This window comes from Deinococcus arcticus, assembly GCF_003028415.1.
Lineage (GTDB): Bacteria > Deinococcota > Deinococci > Deinococcales > Deinococcaceae > Deinococcus > Deinococcus arcticus.
In genome coordinates this window covers 1-17,079 of the sequence record NZ_PYSV01000004.1, presented here as the reverse complement: position 1 = coordinate 17,079, position 17,079 = coordinate 1, and the positions used below count along the sequence as shown (strand labels likewise).

The 17,079-nt window shown below is 69.7% G+C and carries 22 protein-coding genes and 1 pseudogene; 10 read left to right on the top strand and 13 right to left on the bottom strand.

Going from position 1 to position 17,079, the window contains the following annotated elements:
• Genes C8263_RS05190 through C8263_RS05175 form a run of 4 tightly spaced genes read left to right on the top strand, consistent with a single transcriptional unit; the run spans position 1 to position 2,236 of the window.
• Positions 1-315 carry a PadR family transcriptional regulator gene (locus C8263_RS05190; protein WP_107137067.1) on the top strand — a complete coding sequence of 105 codons (315 nt, stop codon included), beginning with the start codon at positions 1-3 and terminating at the stop codon, positions 313-315.
• Positions 312-899: a hypothetical protein gene (locus C8263_RS05185; RefSeq protein WP_107137066.1), complete on the top strand. Its 588-nt coding sequence runs from the start codon at positions 312-314 to the stop codon at positions 897-899. Before C8263_RS05190 ends, C8263_RS05185 begins: the two co-directional genes overlap by 4 nt.
• Positions 896-1,540: a hypothetical protein gene (locus C8263_RS05180; RefSeq protein WP_107137065.1), complete on the top strand. Its 645-nt coding sequence runs from the start codon at positions 896-898 to the stop codon at positions 1,538-1,540. The genes C8263_RS05185 and C8263_RS05180 overlap by 4 nt, the downstream gene beginning before the upstream one ends.
• Before the next feature lie 12 nt (positions 1,541-1,552).
• Positions 1,553-2,236, top strand: a complete 684-nt coding sequence (locus C8263_RS05175; protein WP_107137064.1) for a hypothetical protein — start codon at positions 1,553-1,555, stop codon at positions 2,234-2,236.
• A 9-nt stretch (positions 2,237-2,245) separates the two neighbouring features.
• Here C8263_RS05175 and C8263_RS05170 read toward each other — a convergent pair whose 3' ends face one another.
• The 3 genes from C8263_RS05170 to cmk form a co-directional block, all read right to left on the bottom strand.
• Positions 2,246-3,268 carry an alpha/beta hydrolase family protein gene (locus C8263_RS05170; RefSeq protein WP_107137063.1) on the bottom strand — a complete coding sequence of 341 codons (1,023 nt, stop codon included), beginning with the start codon at positions 3,266-3,268 and terminating at the stop codon, positions 2,246-2,248.
• Positions 3,269-3,367: 99 nt separating this feature from the next.
• Entirely contained in the window at positions 3,368-3,913 is a 546-nt protein-coding gene (locus C8263_RS05165) for a hypothetical protein (protein WP_107137062.1), read from the bottom strand.
• Between the two features lie 47 nt (positions 3,914-3,960).
• On the bottom strand, positions 3,961-4,581 hold the full coding sequence (gene cmk, locus C8263_RS05160; protein ID WP_107137061.1) for a (d)CMP kinase: 621 nt from the start codon (positions 4,579-4,581) through the stop codon (positions 3,961-3,963).
• 87 nt (positions 4,582-4,668) lie between these two features.
• Between cmk and C8263_RS05155 the strand changes: the two genes are divergently transcribed.
• Positions 4,669-5,490, top strand: a complete 822-nt coding sequence (locus C8263_RS05155; protein WP_107137060.1) for a peptidylprolyl isomerase — start codon at positions 4,669-4,671, stop codon at positions 5,488-5,490.
• 184 nt (positions 5,491-5,674) lie between these two features.
• On the opposite strand, the gene C8263_RS05150 is transcribed toward C8263_RS05155, so the two are convergent.
• The 5 genes and pseudogenes from C8263_RS05150 to C8263_RS05130 all read right to left on the bottom strand — a co-directional run bounded on the left by C8263_RS05150 (position 5,675) and on the right by C8263_RS05130 (position 8,912).
• Positions 5,675-6,136, bottom strand: coding sequence for a hypothetical protein (locus tag C8263_RS05150; RefSeq protein ID WP_107137059.1), 462 nt, complete (start codon positions 6,134-6,136; stop codon positions 5,675-5,677).
• A 124-nt stretch (positions 6,137-6,260) separates the two neighbouring features.
• Positions 6,261-6,810, bottom strand: a pseudogene (locus C8263_RS05145) (HD domain-containing protein).
• 157 nt (positions 6,811-6,967) lie between these two features.
• The gene (locus tag C8263_RS05140; RefSeq protein WP_107137058.1) at positions 6,968-7,525 is read right to left on the bottom strand and encodes an HNH endonuclease; all 558 of its coding nucleotides are present in this window, start codon (positions 7,523-7,525) and stop codon (positions 6,968-6,970) included.
• Between the two features lie 146 nt (positions 7,526-7,671).
• On the bottom strand, positions 7,672-8,352 hold the full coding sequence (locus C8263_RS05135; RefSeq protein ID WP_107137057.1) for a MarC family protein: 681 nt from the start codon (positions 8,350-8,352) through the stop codon (positions 7,672-7,674).
• Between the two features lie 332 nt (positions 8,353-8,684).
• A complete protein-coding gene (locus C8263_RS05130) occupies positions 8,685-8,912 on the bottom strand; it encodes a hypothetical protein (protein ID WP_107137056.1) in 228 nt (75 codons plus the stop codon).
• Between the two features lie 319 nt (positions 8,913-9,231).
• On the opposite strand from C8263_RS05130, the gene C8263_RS05125 reads away from it, so the two are divergent.
• Positions 9,232-9,492: a hypothetical protein gene (locus C8263_RS05125; protein ID WP_107137055.1), complete on the top strand. Its 261-nt coding sequence runs from the start codon at positions 9,232-9,234 to the stop codon at positions 9,490-9,492.
• A 113-nt stretch (positions 9,493-9,605) separates the two neighbouring features.
• Here C8263_RS05125 and C8263_RS05120 read toward each other — a convergent pair whose 3' ends face one another.
• The 4 genes from C8263_RS05120 to C8263_RS05105 form a co-directional block, all read right to left on the bottom strand.
• Positions 9,606-10,754 (bottom strand): radical SAM protein, encoded by a 1,149-nt coding sequence (locus C8263_RS05120; RefSeq protein ID WP_107137054.1) that lies wholly within the window; start codon positions 10,752-10,754, stop codon positions 9,606-9,608.
• A complete protein-coding gene (locus tag C8263_RS05115; RefSeq protein ID WP_107137053.1) occupies positions 10,748-11,104 on the bottom strand; it encodes a twin-arginine translocation signal domain-containing protein in 357 nt (118 codons plus the stop codon). The genes C8263_RS05120 and C8263_RS05115 overlap by 7 nt, the downstream gene beginning before the upstream one ends.
• Before the next feature lie 285 nt (positions 11,105-11,389).
• The gene (locus C8263_RS05110) at positions 11,390-12,097 is read right to left on the bottom strand and encodes a hypothetical protein (RefSeq protein ID WP_107137052.1); all 708 of its coding nucleotides are present in this window, start codon (positions 12,095-12,097) and stop codon (positions 11,390-11,392) included.
• A gap of 244 nt (positions 12,098-12,341) precedes the next feature.
• Complete coding sequence (locus C8263_RS05105) at positions 12,342-12,731, bottom strand: Fur family transcriptional regulator (protein WP_107137051.1); 390 nt, start codon at positions 12,729-12,731, stop codon at positions 12,342-12,344.
• 136 nt (positions 12,732-12,867) lie between these two features.
• Here C8263_RS05105 and C8263_RS05100 point away from each other — a divergent pair, with 136 nt between their 5' ends.
• The 4 genes from C8263_RS05100 (at position 12,868) to C8263_RS05085 (ending at position 16,445) form a co-directional block, all read left to right on the top strand.
• A complete protein-coding gene (locus C8263_RS05100) occupies positions 12,868-13,812 on the top strand; it encodes a biotin--[acetyl-CoA-carboxylase] ligase (RefSeq protein WP_107137050.1) in 945 nt (314 codons plus the stop codon).
• A gap of 37 nt (positions 13,813-13,849) precedes the next feature.
• Entirely contained in the window at positions 13,850-14,434 is a 585-nt protein-coding gene (locus C8263_RS05095; protein WP_107137049.1) for a biotin transporter BioY, read from the top strand.
• Between the two features lie 389 nt (positions 14,435-14,823).
• Positions 14,824-15,654: a hypothetical protein gene (locus tag C8263_RS05090; RefSeq protein WP_107137048.1), complete on the top strand. Its 831-nt coding sequence runs from the start codon at positions 14,824-14,826 to the stop codon at positions 15,652-15,654.
• Positions 15,655-15,740: 86 nt separating this feature from the next.
• Positions 15,741-16,445 (top strand): hypothetical protein, encoded by a 705-nt coding sequence (locus C8263_RS05085; RefSeq protein ID WP_158263742.1) that lies wholly within the window; start codon positions 15,741-15,743, stop codon positions 16,443-16,445.
• Between the two features lie 64 nt (positions 16,446-16,509).
• Here C8263_RS05085 and C8263_RS05080 read toward each other — a convergent pair.
• Positions 16,510-17,079: recombinase RecA family protein (locus C8263_RS05080; RefSeq protein WP_503487462.1), on the bottom strand; the 570-nt coding region annotated here is incomplete at its 5' end.

Sequence of the window (17,079 nt, the reverse complement as noted above, 5' to 3'; positions counted from 1 at the left end):
ATGAACACCCGTGAGCAGCTGCGCATGCTGATCCTGGCGGTGCTGGAACGGCAGCCGGAACACGGCTACGCCATCGCCCAGGCCATCAAAAGCCGCAGCGAGGGCCTGCTGACCGCCCGCGAGGGCACCCTGTACCCCGCCCTGCACGCCCTGGAAGCCGAGGGCCTGATCCAGAGCGAGGAACACGAGGTCGCCGGGCGCGTGCGCCGCGAGTACCGCCTGACTGAGAGCGGGCGCCGGGTACTCGCCCGCAGCCGCAAGGCGTGGCAGCAGCAGGTCAGTGCCGTGCAGGCGGTGCTGGGGGGGTCGTCGTGAGGCTGGAGGCGTGGCTGGCGCTCGCCACAGCGGGCCTGACGCCGGGGGTGCAGGCGCGTATGCGGGCGGAATACACAGCCCATGTGCAGGACGCGGGCGTGGGCGAGGGTGACGTGCAGGCGGTGCTGGGCACGCCGGAAGAGGCGCGGCAGGCGCTGGGGCGGCTGTACCTGACAGCGCACGATCTCGACGGTTTGCGGCCCTCAAGGATTCATTTCTTGGGGTCCTGGTTGCTGGCCGGGTACGGCACGCTGCTCCTGCTGCTGTGGGCCGGGGGCAATGATCAGGTGGGCCCTGGGCTGACCGGCGTTCTGGTTGCGGGCCTGGTGCTGGGGGGCTTGACCATCTGGACCCGCCGCCTTGCCCCTGAACTGCGGGCCCTCCTGAGGGTCCAGGGCGGCTTGTGGGCGGTGAACCTCAGCTTCTGGTTGGGGTGGCTGACCGGCGGCTGGACCGGCGAGCCTCCGCTGTGGCTGGTGCTTGGTTTCCCCCTCGTGTGGGTGTGCTGGGGCGCCGAGGTCAGGTTCAGGAGCCGCAAACTTTACCGCACGCTGGCGCTGGAACAGCAGGGGGCGCGCCCATGAGCAGCATGCCCGGGCCGCTGACCGAGTACCTGGACGCCGTGACGGCCCCCTTTCCCGCGGACACTGCCGCCCGCTTACGGGCCGAACTGGGCGGGCACGCCCTTGCTGCCGCCGAGGCCCTGGCGGATCAGGGCCACCCCGACCCCCTGGGCGCCGCCCTGGCCGATCTGGGCTGGGTGCGCGAGGTGCGCCGCGCGCTGGAACGGCAGCATTACACCCAGGCCGAGGACGAGACCCTGCTGGCCTGCCGCTTCTGGCGCCGCGCAGAGCCCTCTTCCCCAGTTTCCCTGGGTCTGGGCGTGGCCACGCTGCTGGGGGCGCCGCTGGCGTTACTGTGGCTGGAGCGCCCGGTCGCGTGGGGGGTGTACGGCGCCCTATGCGCCCTGATACTGACTGTGGCGGTGCTGGAGCGGTGGCTGCCCCGCCGCTTTCCGGCCCGCAGCGCCCGCGTGCTGCGGGCCCTGGTGCGTCTGGGCTTTGTGCCCGCCGTGCTCATTGGATTTCAGGCCCTGAGCCTGTCCGGGCAGGACACCCTCTGGGCGGTCCTGCTGGGCACAGGGGTGGGCTTCTGGCTGACCGCGCGCCGGGAGTGGCAAACCCTGTGGCCCCTGCGGCGCAAGGCGCTTGCCGGAGCGCGGTAAGGAGGGCAGACCATGACGGCACAGGCAACCTTTGAGAGCTGGCTGGAGGAGGTCACCGCGCCCTTTCCCGCCGATACGGCGTGGCGCCTGCGGGCCGAGTTCCGGGGGCACCACGAGCAGGCCGTGGACGCCCTGACCCGGCTGGGTGACCCGGCCCCCGCGCAGACCGCCCTGCGCGAACTGGGTGAGCCCGCCACCGTCATCGCCGCGCTGGAGCACACGCACTTCACCCGTGCCGACCTCGCCTGGATGGAGCGCGACGCTGAACTGAAGCGGCTGCTGGCTGACCCGGAGCGGCGACCTCAGGGGCCTGTGCGGTGGCGGGACTGGGCACAGCTTCCGGTCTGGGTGGCTATTGGAACGTATCTGATCTGCGGCTGGCCCGGTCATCCCAGTCCCCTCATGCCAGAATTTCCCTTTGCGCCACTGGTTCCAGCTCTGCTGACCCTATCTACGGCGATCAATTTGACAGGACACTGGTTGATCAGTCAGCGGCCCGCGCGTTCAGCGGCGGTGTTGGCGCGGTGCTGGGCAGCAATAAACCATCCTTTCAACGGCGCGCTCCTGCTGCTGTTCATGTTCGGTCTCTATGAATGGGTGCTTGCCCTGTGGCTGATTTTGCTGGGTCTGACAGTGCTGCGCCGTCCCCGCGAGGCCCTGTCCCTGCTGCCCAAGGCGTGGCGCAGCGCGCAGTAAGCCGCGCCGCTACAGGTGGCGCTTGAAAAAGGCCACGCTGCGCTGCAGGGCCACGCCCAGGTTGCCGCTGAGGTTGTGGTTATCGCCCTCGTAGCGGTAGGCCTCGACCGGCTGCCCGGCGGCGCGCAGGTCGTCGGCCAGCGCTTTCTGAAAGCTGTATGGCACGTCCTTGTCGGCGGTGCCGTGGTGCAGTTGCAGGGGACGGCCCCGCAGGTCTTTCAGGTACGCATTCGGGCTCAAGAGGCGCAGGTAGCGGCGGTTCAGGGGGTCCAGGGTGCGCCGTTTGCCGCCGGGTGGGTTCCAGTCGGTGCTCAGAAGGTCGTAGCCTGCCACCACACCCGCCCACAGCGAGGCCGCTTTCAGCTCCCGGTCCACCAGCAGGGCGCGCAGCGAGAGTTGTCCGCCCATGGAATGCCCCCACAGCCCCAGGCGCCGCCGGTTCACGCGGGGGTCCTGTTTCAGGCTGGCCGCCGCGTTCAGCACGTCCACGGTGTAGCCGGGGTCGGTATAGCCGCCCAGCGCCTCGCCTTCACTGTCCCCGTGACCCCGGTAGTCACTTTTCAGGGTCACGAAGCCTGCGCGGGCAAAGGCGTCCTGGTAGGCCACATAGCGCTCGGTGGTGCGGTATTCATCGGGCGGAATGTACCCGTGGTTGAACACGATGGCGGGCCAGCCCCCCGGCGGCGGCGTGCCGCGCGGCACCGTCAGCAGGGCGTTAATCCTCAGTCCCTCGGACTGGTAGCTCACCACCTGCCGGGTGTAATTGGCGCCCGGCGCCAGGGTGCGGCGCACCGTCAGGGCGCTGCCCGGGTAGCGGCGGGCCCGCAGCGCCGGAATGCTGATCGGCTGCGCGGCGGCGGCGCGCAGGGCCGCGTCGTCGGGGGTCGTGCGGCGGGGCGGGGACGCCTCAGGAGCCGCCTGGAGCTGCCCTCCTGAGCGCTCGGGGCGCCCCGGCCTTTCTGGCTGGGTCAGCGCCACATATCCCGCGCCCAGGCCCAGGGCCAGCGCCGCGCCCAGGATCAGGCGCCGCATGGAGCCTCCGGGGGGCAGGTGCGCCGCGTCATGGTCAGAGGCTAAAGAAGCGGGCGGCCCCACACTGCGTGGCCGCCAACGGTTTGTCTTGGGCGCGTCTTAACGGCTCAGGACGTAGGTGCTCAGCTTCTCGAAGTGGCTGGGGTTGCCGCTGCCCAGAGGCTGCGTCTTGTCGTACAGGTTCCAGCCGCGCTTGACCGACATGGCCGGCAGTACCTCGGCGCCGCCCAGGTACTCGGGGATGCTGATGGCGTCCAGGTTGGCGTCCAGCGGGCTGAACACCAGCCACTGCCGGTTGCGGGCAAAGGCTTCTCCGGCGTCAAACCGGGCATTGTTATTGCTGTCGTCGAACACAATCACCTGATACACGCCCGCCACCGAGGGGATGGTGGGCAGGTCAAAGCCGTAGGCCCAGCTGTTCACCCCGGTCGAGACGATGTTCTGGTCAATGGTGCTGGTGTTGGTCACCGCCACCGGCACCCCGGTGCCCACCAGCGCCAGCCGCAGGCGGGGGCTCTGGCCCCAGTCGCCGGCAATGGTGCCGCTCAGCGCGTAGGCTTCGGGGGGACGGACCTCCTGCGGGCGGCAGGCGGTCAGGGGCAGCAGGCCCAGGGCCAGCAAGGGAAGTACAGAAGCGGCGCGCATGGGCTTCAGGCTAGCGGCTCAGGCCATGAGTCGTGTGGGCGCGGCTGTCACCGGGCCGGCAGCCGCGCCAGCACCGCGTCAATCACGCCCTGCAGGCTCAGGGCGCCGGTGTCAATCACGTGGGCATCCGGGGCCGGAGCGCTCTGGGTGGTGTCCAGGCGGTCGCGCTCAATCAGGGCCGCCTCTATGGCGTCCACTTCCTCGGGGCGCTCATGGGCGCGGCGCTGGGCACGCACGCGGGGGCTGGCGGTCAGGTAGAACTTGGCCCCCGCGTGCGGAAACACGGCCGTGCCCATGTCCCGGCCCTCGGCCACCAGGGGCGCGGGCAGGGCGCGCAGCTGGGCGTCCACCCAGGCGCGCACCTCGGGGCGGGCGGCCACCACGCTCACGCCCCGGTCCACGCGGGTGGAGTGCAGGTCCGGGGTCAGGTCGCGCCCCGCCTGCCACACCCGGTTGCCCGCAGCCAGCGGTTCCAGGCGCGGCGGCGGGTTCAGGCAGCCCAGAACCGCGCCCTCCTGGCCCAGGTCCACGCCGGCTTCCAGACCCAGCAGGGTTGCGGCGCGGTACAGCAGGCCGCTGCTGATGTAAGGCACCCCCAGCGCCTGGGCCACACCGGCCGACACGCTGGACTTGCCGCTGGCGGCCACGCCGTCAATGGTCACAATCATCAACTGCGTAGTCTAGAGCATGGCCCGCCCGCTGCGCCCAGAGGTGGACGCCCGGCGCGGGCAGTGCCCGCTACACTGGGGCAGACCATGAAACACGCTGCCCTGATCCTGACTGCCCTGCTTGCCCTGACTGCCTGCCAGCCCAAGGAAGAGGCGACCACCACAACCACGGAAACCACCACCGAGACCGAAACCAAGCCAGACACGGCACCGGCTGAGACGGAGACCCCGGCCGAGACGGAGACCCCGGCCGAGACCGACACCAACGCGGCCGAAACCGCCACCGAAGCGGTGACCGCTCCCGGTCCGGTGCCGGCGGGCTACACCGCCGTGGCCGAACTCAGCAAGGCGCCTGTGCGCGAGTTCAAGGCCGAGCCGGAACTGAGCCTGGAAGAGGGCAAGGACTACTACGCCCTGATTGACACCAACCGGGGCCAGATGCTGGCCGACCTGTACGAGCAGGAAACCCCGGTCACCGTCAACAACTTCGTGTTTCTGGCGCGCCACCACTACTTCGACGGCATTCGCTTTCACCGCGTGATTAACGAGTTCATGGCGCAGTCCGGCGACCCCAAAAGCGTGGACGAGGCCAAGAAGGCCGAGTGGGGCACCGGCGGTCCCGGCTACCAGTTTGCCGACGAGTTCCGCACCCGCCTGACCTTCGACTCGGCCGGGATTCTGGCCATGGCCAACAGCGGCCCGGCCACCAACGGCAGCCAGTTCTTCATTACCTTTGCGCCCACCGAGGGCCTGAACGGCAAGCACACCATTTTCGGCAAGGTGGTCACCGGAGACGACGTGCTGCCGAAGCTGACCCGCACCAGCGACACCAGCAGCGGCTCCGAAACGCCCGTGGAGGGCGCCGTGGCCGACAAGATCATCAGCGTGCGCATTCTGACCAAGGGCTGAGGGCCAATTTCGCCAGGACCGGGGTGGCCAACGATTCAGGCTGAGCACGGCAACAGGTCCCTTCAGGCGTGAAACCCCCACCCCGGTTCTGGTGCCGGGTGGGGGCGGGACCGGCCGCCTCTTGTAGCGCGCCAGCACAGGGCCCCGGCAGTTCGTCTGCCGGGGCCCTTGCGGTTAGAGGTGTTTAGCGGCGGTCGTTGGTGTGGCCGGTCGTGGTGCCCGTGCCCGTGGTGTAGGTCGTGGTGGTGGTGTGGCGGTTGCGCCCCAGCAGACCAGCCAGACCCAGCAGACCCAGCAGGCCCCAGGGGAACTGGCGGGTGTCGGCCACGCCGTCGTTGTTGCTGTCCACCACGCCGTCGCCGTTGGGGTCCACGGCATTGTTCACGGCTTCGCCAGCGTCGTTTACCGCTTCGCCAGTGGCCTGGGCGGCGTCGTTCACGGCGTCACCGGTGGCGGCGGCGGCATCCTCCACTGCTTCACCAGTTTCAGCAGCGGCCGTGTCCACAGCCTCGCCAGCCTGCTCGGCGGCGCCGTCGGTGGAGTCGGTGCTGGTGTCCTGCACCTGAATCAGGGTGGGCTGGGGCGCGGCGGCCAGAGCGGTGGGGGCGGCAAACAGCAGGGCCAGGGTCAGCAGGGTCTTGTTCATGGGGATCTCCTTTGGTGGGCCCGCAGCCAGCATGCACAATCAGCCGGGCCTCTAGACCCCTGCATTGTGAGCGCTGTTACGCAGCCCTGCCCAAAGCTGATCTTGACCCCATGCTCAGGTGACCTTATGAATTGGCCCCGGCGGGGGCCAGTTCCTGTAGCGCCTTGAGCACCCTCGCCATGTGCTCCTCCAGCGGCACGCCCAGTTCGCTGGCCCCCTGCTCCACCTCCTCACGGTTGACCCCAGCGGCAAAGGCGCGGTTCCTGAAACGCTTTTTCAGGCTAGGCAGCTCCACGCCGCGCACGTCCCGGTCCGGGCGAATCAGGGCGGCGGCCTGCACCAGTCCGGTCAGTTCATCCACAGCGAAGAGCGTTTTCGCCAGCTGGCTGGTGCGCGGCGTGCCGGTGAAGGCCGCGTGCCCCATGATGGCGTCCAGCACCTCGGGCGGCGTGTCGGTGCGCGCGCAGGTGAGCCACGCCCCAGGCCGGGTGCTCGTCCGGATGGGCTTCATAGTCAAAGTCGTGCAGCAGGCCCGTCACGGCGTACAGCTCTTCATCTTCGCCCCAGTGGCGGGCATAGGCGCGCATGGCGGCCTCCACATTCAGCATGTGGCGCTGCAGCGAGGCCGAGGGCGTGTGCTGCACCATCAGGGCGTAAGCCTGCTCGCGGTTCATGGCCGCAGTGTAGAGGGGGGAAGGGGCTATGAGCTTTGAGCCCTGAGCCCTGAGGTCTGGACGGTGAGGATGGAATGCCCCCTCAATCCAGCCCCAAAGCAAAGAGCCACAGGGCCAGCACTTGCCCCATGGCTCATGGCCCATAGCCCGTGCCCCTTCACCCCCCCAGATACCGGGTCCACTGCGGCTGCCAGTGGGCAAACTGCCCGTGGGCATACACCCCGAAGCTGGGGGCGCGGGGGCGGGTGCGCAGGGGCATGGCGGCCTCTTCGGGGGTGCGGTTGCCCTTGCGCTGGTTGCAGGTGCGGCAGGCGGTCACCACGTTGTCCCAGGTGTGGCGCCCGCCACGCGAGCGGGGCAGCACGTGGTCCAGGGTCAGTTCATCGGGGGCGCCGCAGTACTGGCAGGTAAAGGTGTCGCGCCGCAGCACGTTGCGCCGGTTAAAGGGCACCGGATGCACGCGGGGCCGGCGCACGTAGCGCCGCAGGCGAATCACGCTGGGCACGCTCATGACCGTGCTGGGCGAGCGCACCACGTCCTCACTGTTCTCCAGAATTTCCGCCACGCCGTACTGAATGAGCGTGATGGCCCGCTTGGCACTCGTGACATGCAGCGGTTCATAGGACGCGTTCAGGACCAGCACGCGGGGCGCGTTCAGGTCAGCCGCTACGGTGGGTCGGCGGGGCTCGGGCTGCACGTCCTTTCTGGAGATCATGCCCGGCATTCTAAAGCGGCGTCTTCAGGCAAATGTTGCGCACAGACGCTTAGTGGCCCCTGAAGGGGGCTGGGGGCAATGGCCTACCGATCAGAGGGCGCGCTGCCCGCACCAGGGACTGGCCGCCCTCCCTGGGCCAGCGCCGTTCAGGTCAGCCCCGGCAGGGCGCCGCCCGCTTTCAGGCCGGTGCGCAGCAGATCCAGGGTGCCGTCGGCCACGTACTGCACGGCCAGCGCCCCCAGCAACACGCCCAGCACGCGCGTGACCACATGCACGCCGGTCAGGCCGATCACGCGGGCAATCTGCCCCGACAGGCGCAGGGCCAGGTAACACAGCAGCAGCACACCCGCCGTGACCAGAAACACCGCCGACAGCAGCAGCGGCGAGCCGTGGGCATCGGCCGCCAGAATCATGATGCTGGCCAGGGTGCCGGGTCCGGCAATCAGCGGAATGGCCAGCGGAAAGACGCTGATGTCCTGGCGTTCGTGCGCCTCCTGTTCTTCCTCGGCCGTTTCCTTGCTGCCGCTGGGCCGGGCAAACACCATGTCCAGCGCAATCAGAAACAGCAGGATGCCCCCGGCAATGCGGAAGGCCCCCAGGCTGATGCCCAGGTGTTCCAGGAGTTCGCGCCCAAACAGCCCAAACGCCAGAATGATGATGCCCGCCACCACGCACGCCTTGATGGCCACCCGGCGGCGCTCGAAGCTGGGCCGGTTGCCAGCCAGGCCAATGAAGATAGGCGCCAGACCCACCGGGTCCATCACGACCAGCATGGTCAGAAACGTGGCCGAGATGGTCGTCAGAAGCTCGGGCAGGGGCACAGCCATAGGCCGATTGTGGCATGCCGTGACCGGGACACGTGGCAGGCTGGGAACAGGCAGAATCGCGCCAGCACCACGAAAAAAGAGGCTGGATGCTGGGGCAGAAGGCTGGGCGCCTGGGGTGTGGACCGGAGCCCCTGTAAAGCGGTGCAGCTCCAGGCCGCTGCCCAGCGGCGCAGGGGAGGGTGCCCGGCTGAATCTCAAGCGCCGCCAAGCTGGGGGGCCGGACGGGGCGGACAAAGTCCCCTCTCTGGCCCCCGGCCAGCGCTTCCTGACAAGGCCAGCGCGCCGCTGGGCATGGGGGCCCAGGGCGCGCGGAGACACTGCTTGGGGGTGGCTTACCGGGCGCGCTCGGGGGTCATGTTCAGGGCCAGCGAGCCCATCAGCTGGGCGTGGTGGTCGGCACTGACGGGCAGCTTCACGGTGCCTTTCAGGTACAGGCTGCCGGCGCTGTGCACCGTTTCCTGCTCGATATCACGCAGAAACACCGTGTAGGTCTGTCCCGCCGTGGTGAAGCGCACGCGGTCTGTGGTGCCGGGCATCCAGGAAAGATTCAAATAGGTCATAGCCCCTCTCTGGGTTGAAGTAGGCACTCCGGTGAACTGGTTTGCTCAACCAGTCCAGCCGAGTAGGGCGAGGAGGAAAAACACGGGTTTCGGGCGTGGCGTGTGCAGCCTGGTTCTGGTCCGGACTGGACACGAAACAGACGAAACCCGTCTGAGCCCGCAAAGGAACTCCAACCTCCCTATGGTGCCACACCTTCATGATGGGCAGATGCGGCCGCCGCGCCTGCCGCAGGGGGCAATGCGGCGCGGGCCTGGAGGGCAGCGCGGTCAACGTTCACGCCTTGCAATTGCAACAGCTGGAAAAGAATACGATGACAGGATGCTTACGCTTCAGGGCCAGTATACCGTTGCGGCCAACAAACGGCTCACCATCATTGCGGACCCCCAGAAGCTGGCCAAGGGCACGCTGGTCTCGGACCTGGACGCCCTGGTGCGGGCATGTGCCGAGAACCGGGGGCAGTGCATGGTTCAGATTTCCACCCCCTACGGTCTGATGCAGGGCACCCTGACCGAGAAAAGCCCCCACAAGCTGCGGATGCGGCTGTTCGAGGGCCACCTGTCGTTCCTGCCCCGCGCCTGAACAGAGGGCCGGCTTCCCTCTCTGTTTCTCCTTCCAGCGCCCCCCGAATCGGTAGAGCCGATCAAGGGGGCGCTGTTCCCTTGCCGGGGGCGCCCCCATGGTTGGTGGCGGCCCTATGCCCAGGCAGCAGGTGCCCCCGGCTGAGGCGGCAGGGCCCGGTCCACCTGCGCGGCAATGTGCAGAATGAGACGCTGCAGGTCCAGGCAGTACACGCTGGGGTTGGCAAAGCCAGTGGCGGCGCTGTAGCGGTTGGGCAGGTAGCCGCCGCCGCAGACCTCGCGCAGCGCGCATGCCCCGCACATCAGGGCGTCCAGGCCGCGCTGCCCCGCCACCGCCGCCTGATACACAGGCACCCCCTGCAGGGCCCACAACTCGTGTTCCAGCACGTTCAGGCCCGTCAGGGTCAGGCCGTCGCGGCAGGCGCGCAGGGCGTCCAGCGGTTCAAGGCTGCCGTCGGTTTCCACCACGGCAATATTCACGGGTGCGCCGCCCAGCGAATCAATATGCTGGCGCGCGCCCAGCAGCAGTTTCATGATGTCGAAAAACATCCGCACCAGCACGTTCGGGTTATTTTCCGCCCACCACGCATCAAAGATGGGCACCAGATACGCCGCGTAGGCGCCGGGCTGGGGCGGCGGGGCGTCCCAGTTGTGGTCCAGCGGCAGCAGGAAGTCCATGCGGTCCACGCCCAGTCCGCGCAGGTGGTGGTAGGTGGCGGTCCCGGACACTGCCGGGTCAATCACGCACAGCACGCCGCCAAACAGCCGCTCGCGCGCCGGGTGGGCATTCAGGCGCTCGATGGCGCGGCGGGTGGCGTCGTAGGTGCCGCGCCCGGCGTGATCCACCCGGGTGCGGTTGTGCGCCTCGGGCAGGCCGTCCAGGCTCAGGGCCACCACCACCCCCAGGTCGGCAAACAAGTCCAGCCAGTCGCGGGTCAGCAGCACGCCGTTGCTCTGCACTGTGAACTCGAACGCCACTTCCGGCGCCGCCTCCCGCAGGACGGCCACCGCGTCCCGGAACCAGTCCTGGCCGGCCAGCAGCGGCTCGCCGCCGTGAAAGGTCACGCTGGCGGTCTGCCGGCCCAGCCGCCGCACCTGCGCGGCAATGCGCCGGGCGGCAGCCTCCACAACGCCTGTGGGCATCACCCGCGGGCGCCCAGCGAACGAGCGGTCCCGCAGGTTGAACATGTAGCAGTAGGGGCAGTTCAGGTTGCAGTGGGCCGTGGCCTTCAGGATGAACGACGCAGGTTCTTGCCCTACCACCTCAGGCCGAAGCTCAGATCAAAGCTGGCAGCGGCGTCGGGGTTGAAGGTGCGCACGAGTTCCAGGCCGCGCAGCAGCATGGCGCTCTCGGCCAGGCGCTGCGACTGGCCCTGGATACTGTTCAGGCCACTCAGGCGGGTCTGAACGGCGGCCTTGTCCAGCAGAATGGGGGTGGCCCGCAGCACCGGCTGGGCCAGCGCCGTGGGCCCCAGCGCCCCGCCGACCACGGCGGCCCCGGTCATCAGGCCGGCGCGGCGCAGGAAGTTGCGGCGCTGCTCGGCTGGCTGGGGGTCGGGCTCAGGTGTTAAGAGCGCGTCGGAAAGTGGGCGGTCGAGATCATGCTCGGACATCGCAACCCCTCCTGAATGCCCACACGGCAACGCCACGCCTGGCGATCTGTCCTCCACGTGAGTGTGAGCAACTTCATAGTTCTCCTGTTGTGCGGCTTCATCTAGAGAGCGGCTTACATTTGCCCTCATCCGGATTCCGAACAATTCCGGAACACGTTCCGGAATTGTTCCGACCGGAGGGAGCAGGAAAGAGTGCGGATTTCCGGGGATTGGGCTGAAACAGCGCCGAAGGCGGGGAACATCCGGCTCCTTCCCGGAGGTGACGGAAATGGACGGCAGTCCGGATCAGGGAGTCGCCGGGCGCACATTCAGTTCCAGGGTGCCCGCGGCTTCCACGGGCCGCTCGCCCTGCCGGGTCACGGCGCGCACACCCAGCGTGTAGGAGTTGACCGGGGTGCGGGGGTCCACCTGCACCGTGACGGTGAAGGAGTCGCCCACCCGCACGGGCGTGCGGGGCACGGCCACGCGCACACCCGGCACCGGGCTGGCCCCTTCCACCGTGAAGGGGCCCGGGTGGCTCTGGGGCGTGAAGCCGCCAATGCGCGCCTGAAGCACCCGGGTCTGGCCGGCGGGCACGCTCAGCGTGCGAATGCTCTCGGCCGGCTGGCCGGCGCGTGCCTGGGCCAGCACCACGTATCCCCCCGCGCAGCCGCTGCGGCGCAGGCCCGCAATGTCCTGCGCCCCCACGAACAGCGCCGGCAGCAGCGAGGCCACCACCAGCCCCAGCCCCAGCGCGGCCCGGGCCGGGCGCCGCCAGTGGGCCGCCGTAAAGGCCAGGCCGCCGGGCCCCAGCAGCAGCGCGGGCAGCAGCGCCAGCAGCGTGCGGCCCGAGCAGGGCCCGCCCAGCAGTTCGCCCCCCAGGGCCCGCACGCCGAAGGTCAGGGCGGCGCCCAGCCCCCAGCCCAGCGCAAAGGCCGGCGCAAAGGTCTGCAGCCGGTAGGTGGGAAAGGCGGGGGGTTCGCCGGGGGAGGCAGCAGGGGGCGGCACGCTCATGGGCGCAGCGTAGCGCCGCCCGGCTGGCCGCACGTCCCGCAGCGCGCCGGGCCCGGGTGCGGGGGAGCAGATTGATCCAGCCTGCTCTATTCCGCCAGCAATACCGGGCAAGAGCCGATGTACTGTCTCTGGGCCCGGAGGGCCGTGTTTCTCCGCCTCACTCTGAGCCGCCACTCTGAGCCGCCGCCGGGTCAGGCTACTCGACCCTGAACCGCGTTTGCGGGCCAGAGGGCCAAGGTCCGGCTCAGGGGCGCTGGCAGTCGGGGCACACGCCCATGAATTCCAGGCGAATGTCAGTGACCTGAAAGCCAGCCGGCAGCGCCGAGGCCGGCAGCGCCGGCAGGTCCCCGGCGGCCACATCGAAAATGGCCCCGCAGCCCCGGCAGACCGCGTGGTGGTGGGCGGCGCCCTCGTGCTTGTAGTCGTAGCGGGTGGCCTGCCCGGCGCGCTCCAGGGTCACCACCGCGCCGTCGCGCACCAGGGCGTCCAGGGTGCGGTACACGGTACCCAGGCTCACGCTGGGCAGCTGCTGGCGCACCTGCGCGTGAATCCAGGCGGCGTCGGGGTGCGACCGGGCTTCTCGCAGCACCTCCAGAACGGCCAGGCGCTGTTTGGTCTGGCGCACCATCGTCATGGGGTTCAGTTTATCAAACCCGCCCCCAGGGGCCAGGGACGCGCGTCTGCCGCCCCCGCCGCGTCCACGGGCGCCCACAACTCTGCACCCGGTTCATTGCTTTCGTTCAGCCGGACGCGTAAAACCCTGAACGGCCATGCCTGAGCGCCTCCTGCCCCTCCTGACCCCCCAGCCCCAGACCGGCGACGCCCTGGGCGCGCGCCTGGGGGTGGGGCGCGTGACTGTCAACACCCTGGCCCGCCGCCTGCAGGACGAGGGGGTGCCGGTGCAGATTGGCCGCGCCGGCTACGCCCTGAGCCCCGGCACCCCTGCCCCGCAGTTCGTGGCGCGGCCCACCCCCATGGGCGCGGCGCTGCGCTACCTGGGCACCGTGGGCAGCACCCAGGACGAGGTGCGCGCCTGGGCCGACGACCCCCACGCGCCAGCTCCGCACGGCGCCGCCGTGGTGGCCGAGCGCCAGACCCAGGGCCGGGGCCGCCGGGGACGTGCCTGGGCCACCATGCACGGCACGCTTGCGTTCTCGGTGCTGCTGCGCCAGGGGCCAGGGGGCGCGCCGCTGACCCTGCCGGAACTGGGCCTGCTGCCGCTGGCGGCGGGGGTGGCGGTGCAGCGCGCGGCCGGGGTTGGCGGTCTGAAATGGCCCAACGACCTGCTGACCGGGGACGGCCGCAAACTGGCCGGCATTCTGCTGGAAGCCGATCTGCGCGGCGAGGAAGCCCGGCGCGCGGTGCTGGGCATTGGCCTGAATGTCTCGGCGGCCCCGGACGGCGCGGCCCACCTGCGCGAGTTCGCCCCGGACCTCACCCGCGCCGGGGTGCTGGGCGCGGTGCTGCGCGAACTGCACACGTGGCTGTCGGCCCCACCCGACGAGGTGCTGCGGGCATGGCGGGCGGCCAACCTCACGCTGGGGCGCCCGGTGCGGGTGCAAACCCCGGCCGGGCCGCTGGAGGGCGTGGCCACCGACCTGGACGCACGCGGCAGCCTGCTGGTGCAGACCCCGGGTGGCCTGCACACCGTCAGCGCCGGTGACGTGCAGCTGATTGGCCAGCTGAGCGGCCCGCCGGGGCCCGCCACCCCCTGACCTTCCCCTTTCGCCCCTCACCTCCAGGAGATATTCCATGACTGTTCTGCACCCCACCCTGTCCCGTACCCTGCTGCCCGCTCACAGCCGCGCCCGCGACCTCGCCCTGATCGTGGGCGGCGCGGCCTTCGTGGCGGTGCTGGCCCAGGGGTCTATTCCCCTGCAGCCGGTGCCCCTGACCCTGCAAACGCTGGGCGTGCTGCTGGTGGGCGCGGCGCTGGGCTGGAAGCGCGCGTTCGCGGCGCTGGCCCTGTACGTGGCGGCGGGCGCCGCTGGTCTGCCCGTCTATGCCGGCGGCAGCAGCGGTTTCCTGAACCCGGCGGGCACCGGCCTGCGCGCCAGCCTGGGCTACCTGATTGGCTTTCCCTTCGCCGCCGCGCTGGTGGGCTTTCTGGTGGAACGCTTTGCGCTGGACCGCCGGTTTCTGGGCACCGCCCTGGCCATGCTGGCGGGCAACGTGGTGATTTACCTGTTCGGCCTGCCCGTGCTGGGCGCCCTCACCGGCCTGGAAGAGCAGGCGCTGCTGACTGCCGGCCTGACCCCGTTCCTCCTGGGCGACACCCTGAAACTGCTGCTGGCTGCCACGCTGCTGCCCGGCCTCTGGGCGGTGCTGCGCCGCTAAGCCTGATGGAAAAACGCCCCCGCCTTCACTCGGGCGGGGGCGTTTGCTTGGGGCCGGGTTGTCGATGTCTCCCGTGCGGAAACCCCGGTCCTTTGCTTGGGTTCAGTGTGGCCGGTCCGCGCCGGGCTGGGCATCCGCCGAAAGGTGCAGCGTGGCATAGGCGAAATGGGGGAGGCTGGCCCCGGCGAGCCTCTTTGCGGTTTTTTTGAGTGGGCTATGGTCCACTACCCCCGCGCAGCTGCAGAGGGCTGCTGGAACGACACTCTTTTACGGCGTGTCTATAAAACTGTACCTGTTTTCTATTCAAAAGTAGCCATCATAAATCTATCAGAAAGGCTTTTTATAGTTCCTCCCATCGGCTGAGCCACGCTCGCCGGAAAGGACCCACCATGACCCACTTCCTCTCCCGTCTGACCCTGACCGCCCTGCTGCTGGGCACCGCCGCCCACGCCGCCACCGGCACCGTGACTTCCCAGACCAGTGCCCAGGCCAGCGCCGCCGCCCAGGCCGACGCCCAGATTGCGGGCGCCGCGCTGCTGGATGCCCAGGGCCGCGTGGTCGCCACCGCCGATGCCACGGGGACCTTCGTGTTTCAGGGCGCCAGCCGGGCCGCTGCGCAGGCGCGTGTGACGCTGCGCAGCGGCGCCTCGGCCACGTACCAACTGGCGGGCAACGCCGCCGCGCAGGGCCGCGTGAGCGCCGAAACCCTGGCCGTGACCAGCGGTGGCCGGGCCCTCAGCCTCTCCCAGGCGGTGCGGGCCGATGCCCAGGCGCAGGCCAGTGCGCGCGCGGCGGCCGCTGCCGCCCTGGCTGGCCGCACCGTGACCCTGCTGAATGCCCAGGGGCAGGTGGTCGGCACGCTGAGCGCCGGTGGCGTGTGGCAGGCCCAGGGCGAGCTGACCCAGGCCACCCGCGCCGTGGTGACCACAGCGGGCGGCGCCCAGCGTGCCTTTGAGCTGGCGGCCCAGGCCAGCGCCGACGCCCGGGGCCAGCTGGACTTCGGCCGCCTGACCGTGCGCACGGGGGCGGGCCAGGACGCTCTGGCGCGGGTGCTGGTGTCTGTGCCGGCCAGTGTCTCGGTGCAGGGTGAGGGTGCGGCCAGCGGCAGCGCCGGGGCCTCCGGTTCGGCAGGAAGCAGTGGGGGCGCCGCCAGCGTGGGTGTGGGCGTGAACATCGGCGTGGGCACCGGCATCGGGATTGGGGTGGGCGGCGGCAAGTAACACCGCGCGCCACGGAAAACAGCAAGAGAGCCTGGACCGTTCGTGCTCAGGCTCCTTTGCTGTGGGTGCCCTGGTACAGTCGGGGCATGAAACGCCTGCGTGGGCTGCTGTGGGTGGCGCTGCTGGGGGCCGGGGCTCAGGGGCAGGAGGGCCCGCCTACCCTGCGCGCCCAGGTGCCGGGCTGGTCAGAGGGCGCCCGTTCGGTGGGGCTGCTGGCCCCATTCTCGGCGGGCGATGACCGGCAGGTGCTGCTGGCGCGCGGCAGCGTGGACGCGGCGGGTCGCCTGAGCCTGCCGCTGCCGGACCCAGCGCAGCTGGCCGGTCGCCTGGTTCCCCTGAACGAGTGGCTGCTGCCCGTGAACCCGGCCGACTGCGCCAGATACGAGGGCCAGATCGTGTTCAGCTGGCCGGCGGCCACCGTCTTTCCCGTGCCCGAACTGCTGGTGGCGCCGGCAGGCACGCAGTTTCCCAGCCTGGGCAGCGTGGTGGGTGAGCATCTGTGGGGCTCGGCCCCGCGCCTGAACAGTGAGGTCAATGTGCTGGGTGACGGGCCAGACACCGCCGCCCAGGTCCGCGACTACCGGCTGGTGTATGTGCCCGGGGCCGTGACCGTGCGCGGCGAGTCGCGCTGCGTGCCCGAAGCGGGCCTGACCGAGGTGCTCACGGTGGACCTGAATCTGGCGCCGGGCTGGTCGCTGCTTCAGCAGGATGACGACTACAGCGGCGAGGACCTGCGCCGCCGCCTGAGCGTGGCTCCGGCCGACACCGTATCGCTGTGGCAGCTGCGGTAGGACGATCATCCACTTAAGAGCGCCGGGGCCACTGGGGCCCCGGCGCACGTCTTGCGGGCTGCGGTTATTCCGCCACGCTGGGCACGGCGGCCAGCGGATCGCGGCCGTCCTTGATGGCCCCTAGCACCCGGGTGCGGATTTCCTGCTCCATCTCCGGGCGCTCGGCGATGTAGGCAATCGCCTTTTCCTTGCCCTGGCCAATGCGCTCGTCACCGTAGGAGTAGAACGAGCCCGCCTTCTTGATGATCTCCATGTCGCTGGCCAGTCCCACGAGGTCACTGAGCTGGTCGAAGCCCTTGCCGTACATGAGGGTCAGTTCGACTTCCTTAAAGGGCGGGGCCACCTTGTTCTTCACCGTCTTGACCTTCACCGTGTTCGCCACGGCGTCGTTGCCCACCTTGATCGGCTGCCCGATCTTGCGCACGTCCAGGCGCACCGAGGAATAGAACTTCAGCGCCCGGCCCCCCGTCGTCGTCTCCGGGTTGCCGTACATCACGCCGATCTTCTCGCGCACCTGGTTGATGAAAATCGCGGCCGTGCCGGTCTTGCTCAGAATCGCCGTCAGCTTGCGCAGCGCCTGGCTCATCAGCCGGGCCTGCAGACCGGGCAGCGAGTCGCCCATCTCGCCTTCAAT

Excerpts from the sequence above, each read along its gene's own strand:
- C8263_RS05190 (WP_107137067.1), top strand. The coding sequence starts at position 1 with ATGAACACCCGTGAGCAGCTGCGCATGCTGATCCTGGCGGTGCTGGAA.
- C8263_RS05180 (WP_107137065.1), top strand. The coding sequence starts at position 896 with ATGAGCAGCATGCCCGGGCCGCTGACCGAGTACCTGGACGCCGTGACG.
- C8263_RS05175 (WP_107137064.1), top strand. The coding sequence starts at position 1,553 with ATGACGGCACAGGCAACCTTTGAGAGCTGGCTGGAGGAGGTCACCGCG.
- C8263_RS05170 (WP_107137063.1), bottom strand. The coding sequence starts at position 3,268 with ATGCGGCGCCTGATCCTGGGCGCGGCGCTGGCCCTGGGCCTGGGCGCG.
- C8263_RS05165 (WP_107137062.1), bottom strand. The coding sequence starts at position 3,913 with ATGCGCGCCGCTTCTGTACTTCCCTTGCTGGCCCTGGGCCTGCTGCCC.
- cmk (WP_107137061.1), bottom strand. The coding sequence starts at position 4,581 with ATGATTGTGACCATTGACGGCGTGGCCGCCAGCGGCAAGTCCAGCGTG.
- C8263_RS05155 (WP_107137060.1), top strand. The coding sequence starts at position 4,669 with ATGAAACACGCTGCCCTGATCCTGACTGCCCTGCTTGCCCTGACTGCC.
- C8263_RS05150 (WP_107137059.1), bottom strand. The coding sequence starts at position 6,136 with ATGAACAAGACCCTGCTGACCCTGGCCCTGCTGTTTGCCGCCCCCACC.
- C8263_RS05140 (WP_107137058.1), bottom strand. The coding sequence starts at position 7,525 with ATGATCTCCAGAAAGGACGTGCAGCCCGAGCCCCGCCGACCCACCGTA.
- C8263_RS05135 (WP_107137057.1), bottom strand. The coding sequence starts at position 8,352 with ATGGCTGTGCCCCTGCCCGAGCTTCTGACGACCATCTCGGCCACGTTT.
- C8263_RS05130 (WP_107137056.1), bottom strand. The coding sequence starts at position 8,912 with ATGACCTATTTGAATCTTTCCTGGATGCCCGGCACCACAGACCGCGTG.
- C8263_RS05125 (WP_107137055.1), top strand. The coding sequence starts at position 9,232 with ATGCTTACGCTTCAGGGCCAGTATACCGTTGCGGCCAACAAACGGCTC.
- C8263_RS05115 (WP_107137053.1), bottom strand. The coding sequence starts at position 11,104 with ATGTCCGAGCATGATCTCGACCGCCCACTTTCCGACGCGCTCTTAACA.
- C8263_RS05110 (WP_107137052.1), bottom strand. The coding sequence starts at position 12,097 with ATGAGCGTGCCGCCCCCTGCTGCCTCCCCCGGCGAACCCCCCGCCTTT.
- C8263_RS05105 (WP_107137051.1), bottom strand. The coding sequence starts at position 12,731 with ATGACGATGGTGCGCCAGACCAAACAGCGCCTGGCCGTTCTGGAGGTG.
- C8263_RS05100 (WP_107137050.1), top strand. The coding sequence starts at position 12,868 with ATGCCTGAGCGCCTCCTGCCCCTCCTGACCCCCCAGCCCCAGACCGGC.
- C8263_RS05095 (WP_107137049.1), top strand. The coding sequence starts at position 13,850 with ATGACTGTTCTGCACCCCACCCTGTCCCGTACCCTGCTGCCCGCTCAC.
- C8263_RS05090 (WP_107137048.1), top strand. The coding sequence starts at position 14,824 with ATGACCCACTTCCTCTCCCGTCTGACCCTGACCGCCCTGCTGCTGGGC.
- C8263_RS05085 (WP_158263742.1), top strand. The coding sequence starts at position 15,741 with ATGAAACGCCTGCGTGGGCTGCTGTGGGTGGCGCTGCTGGGGGCCGGG.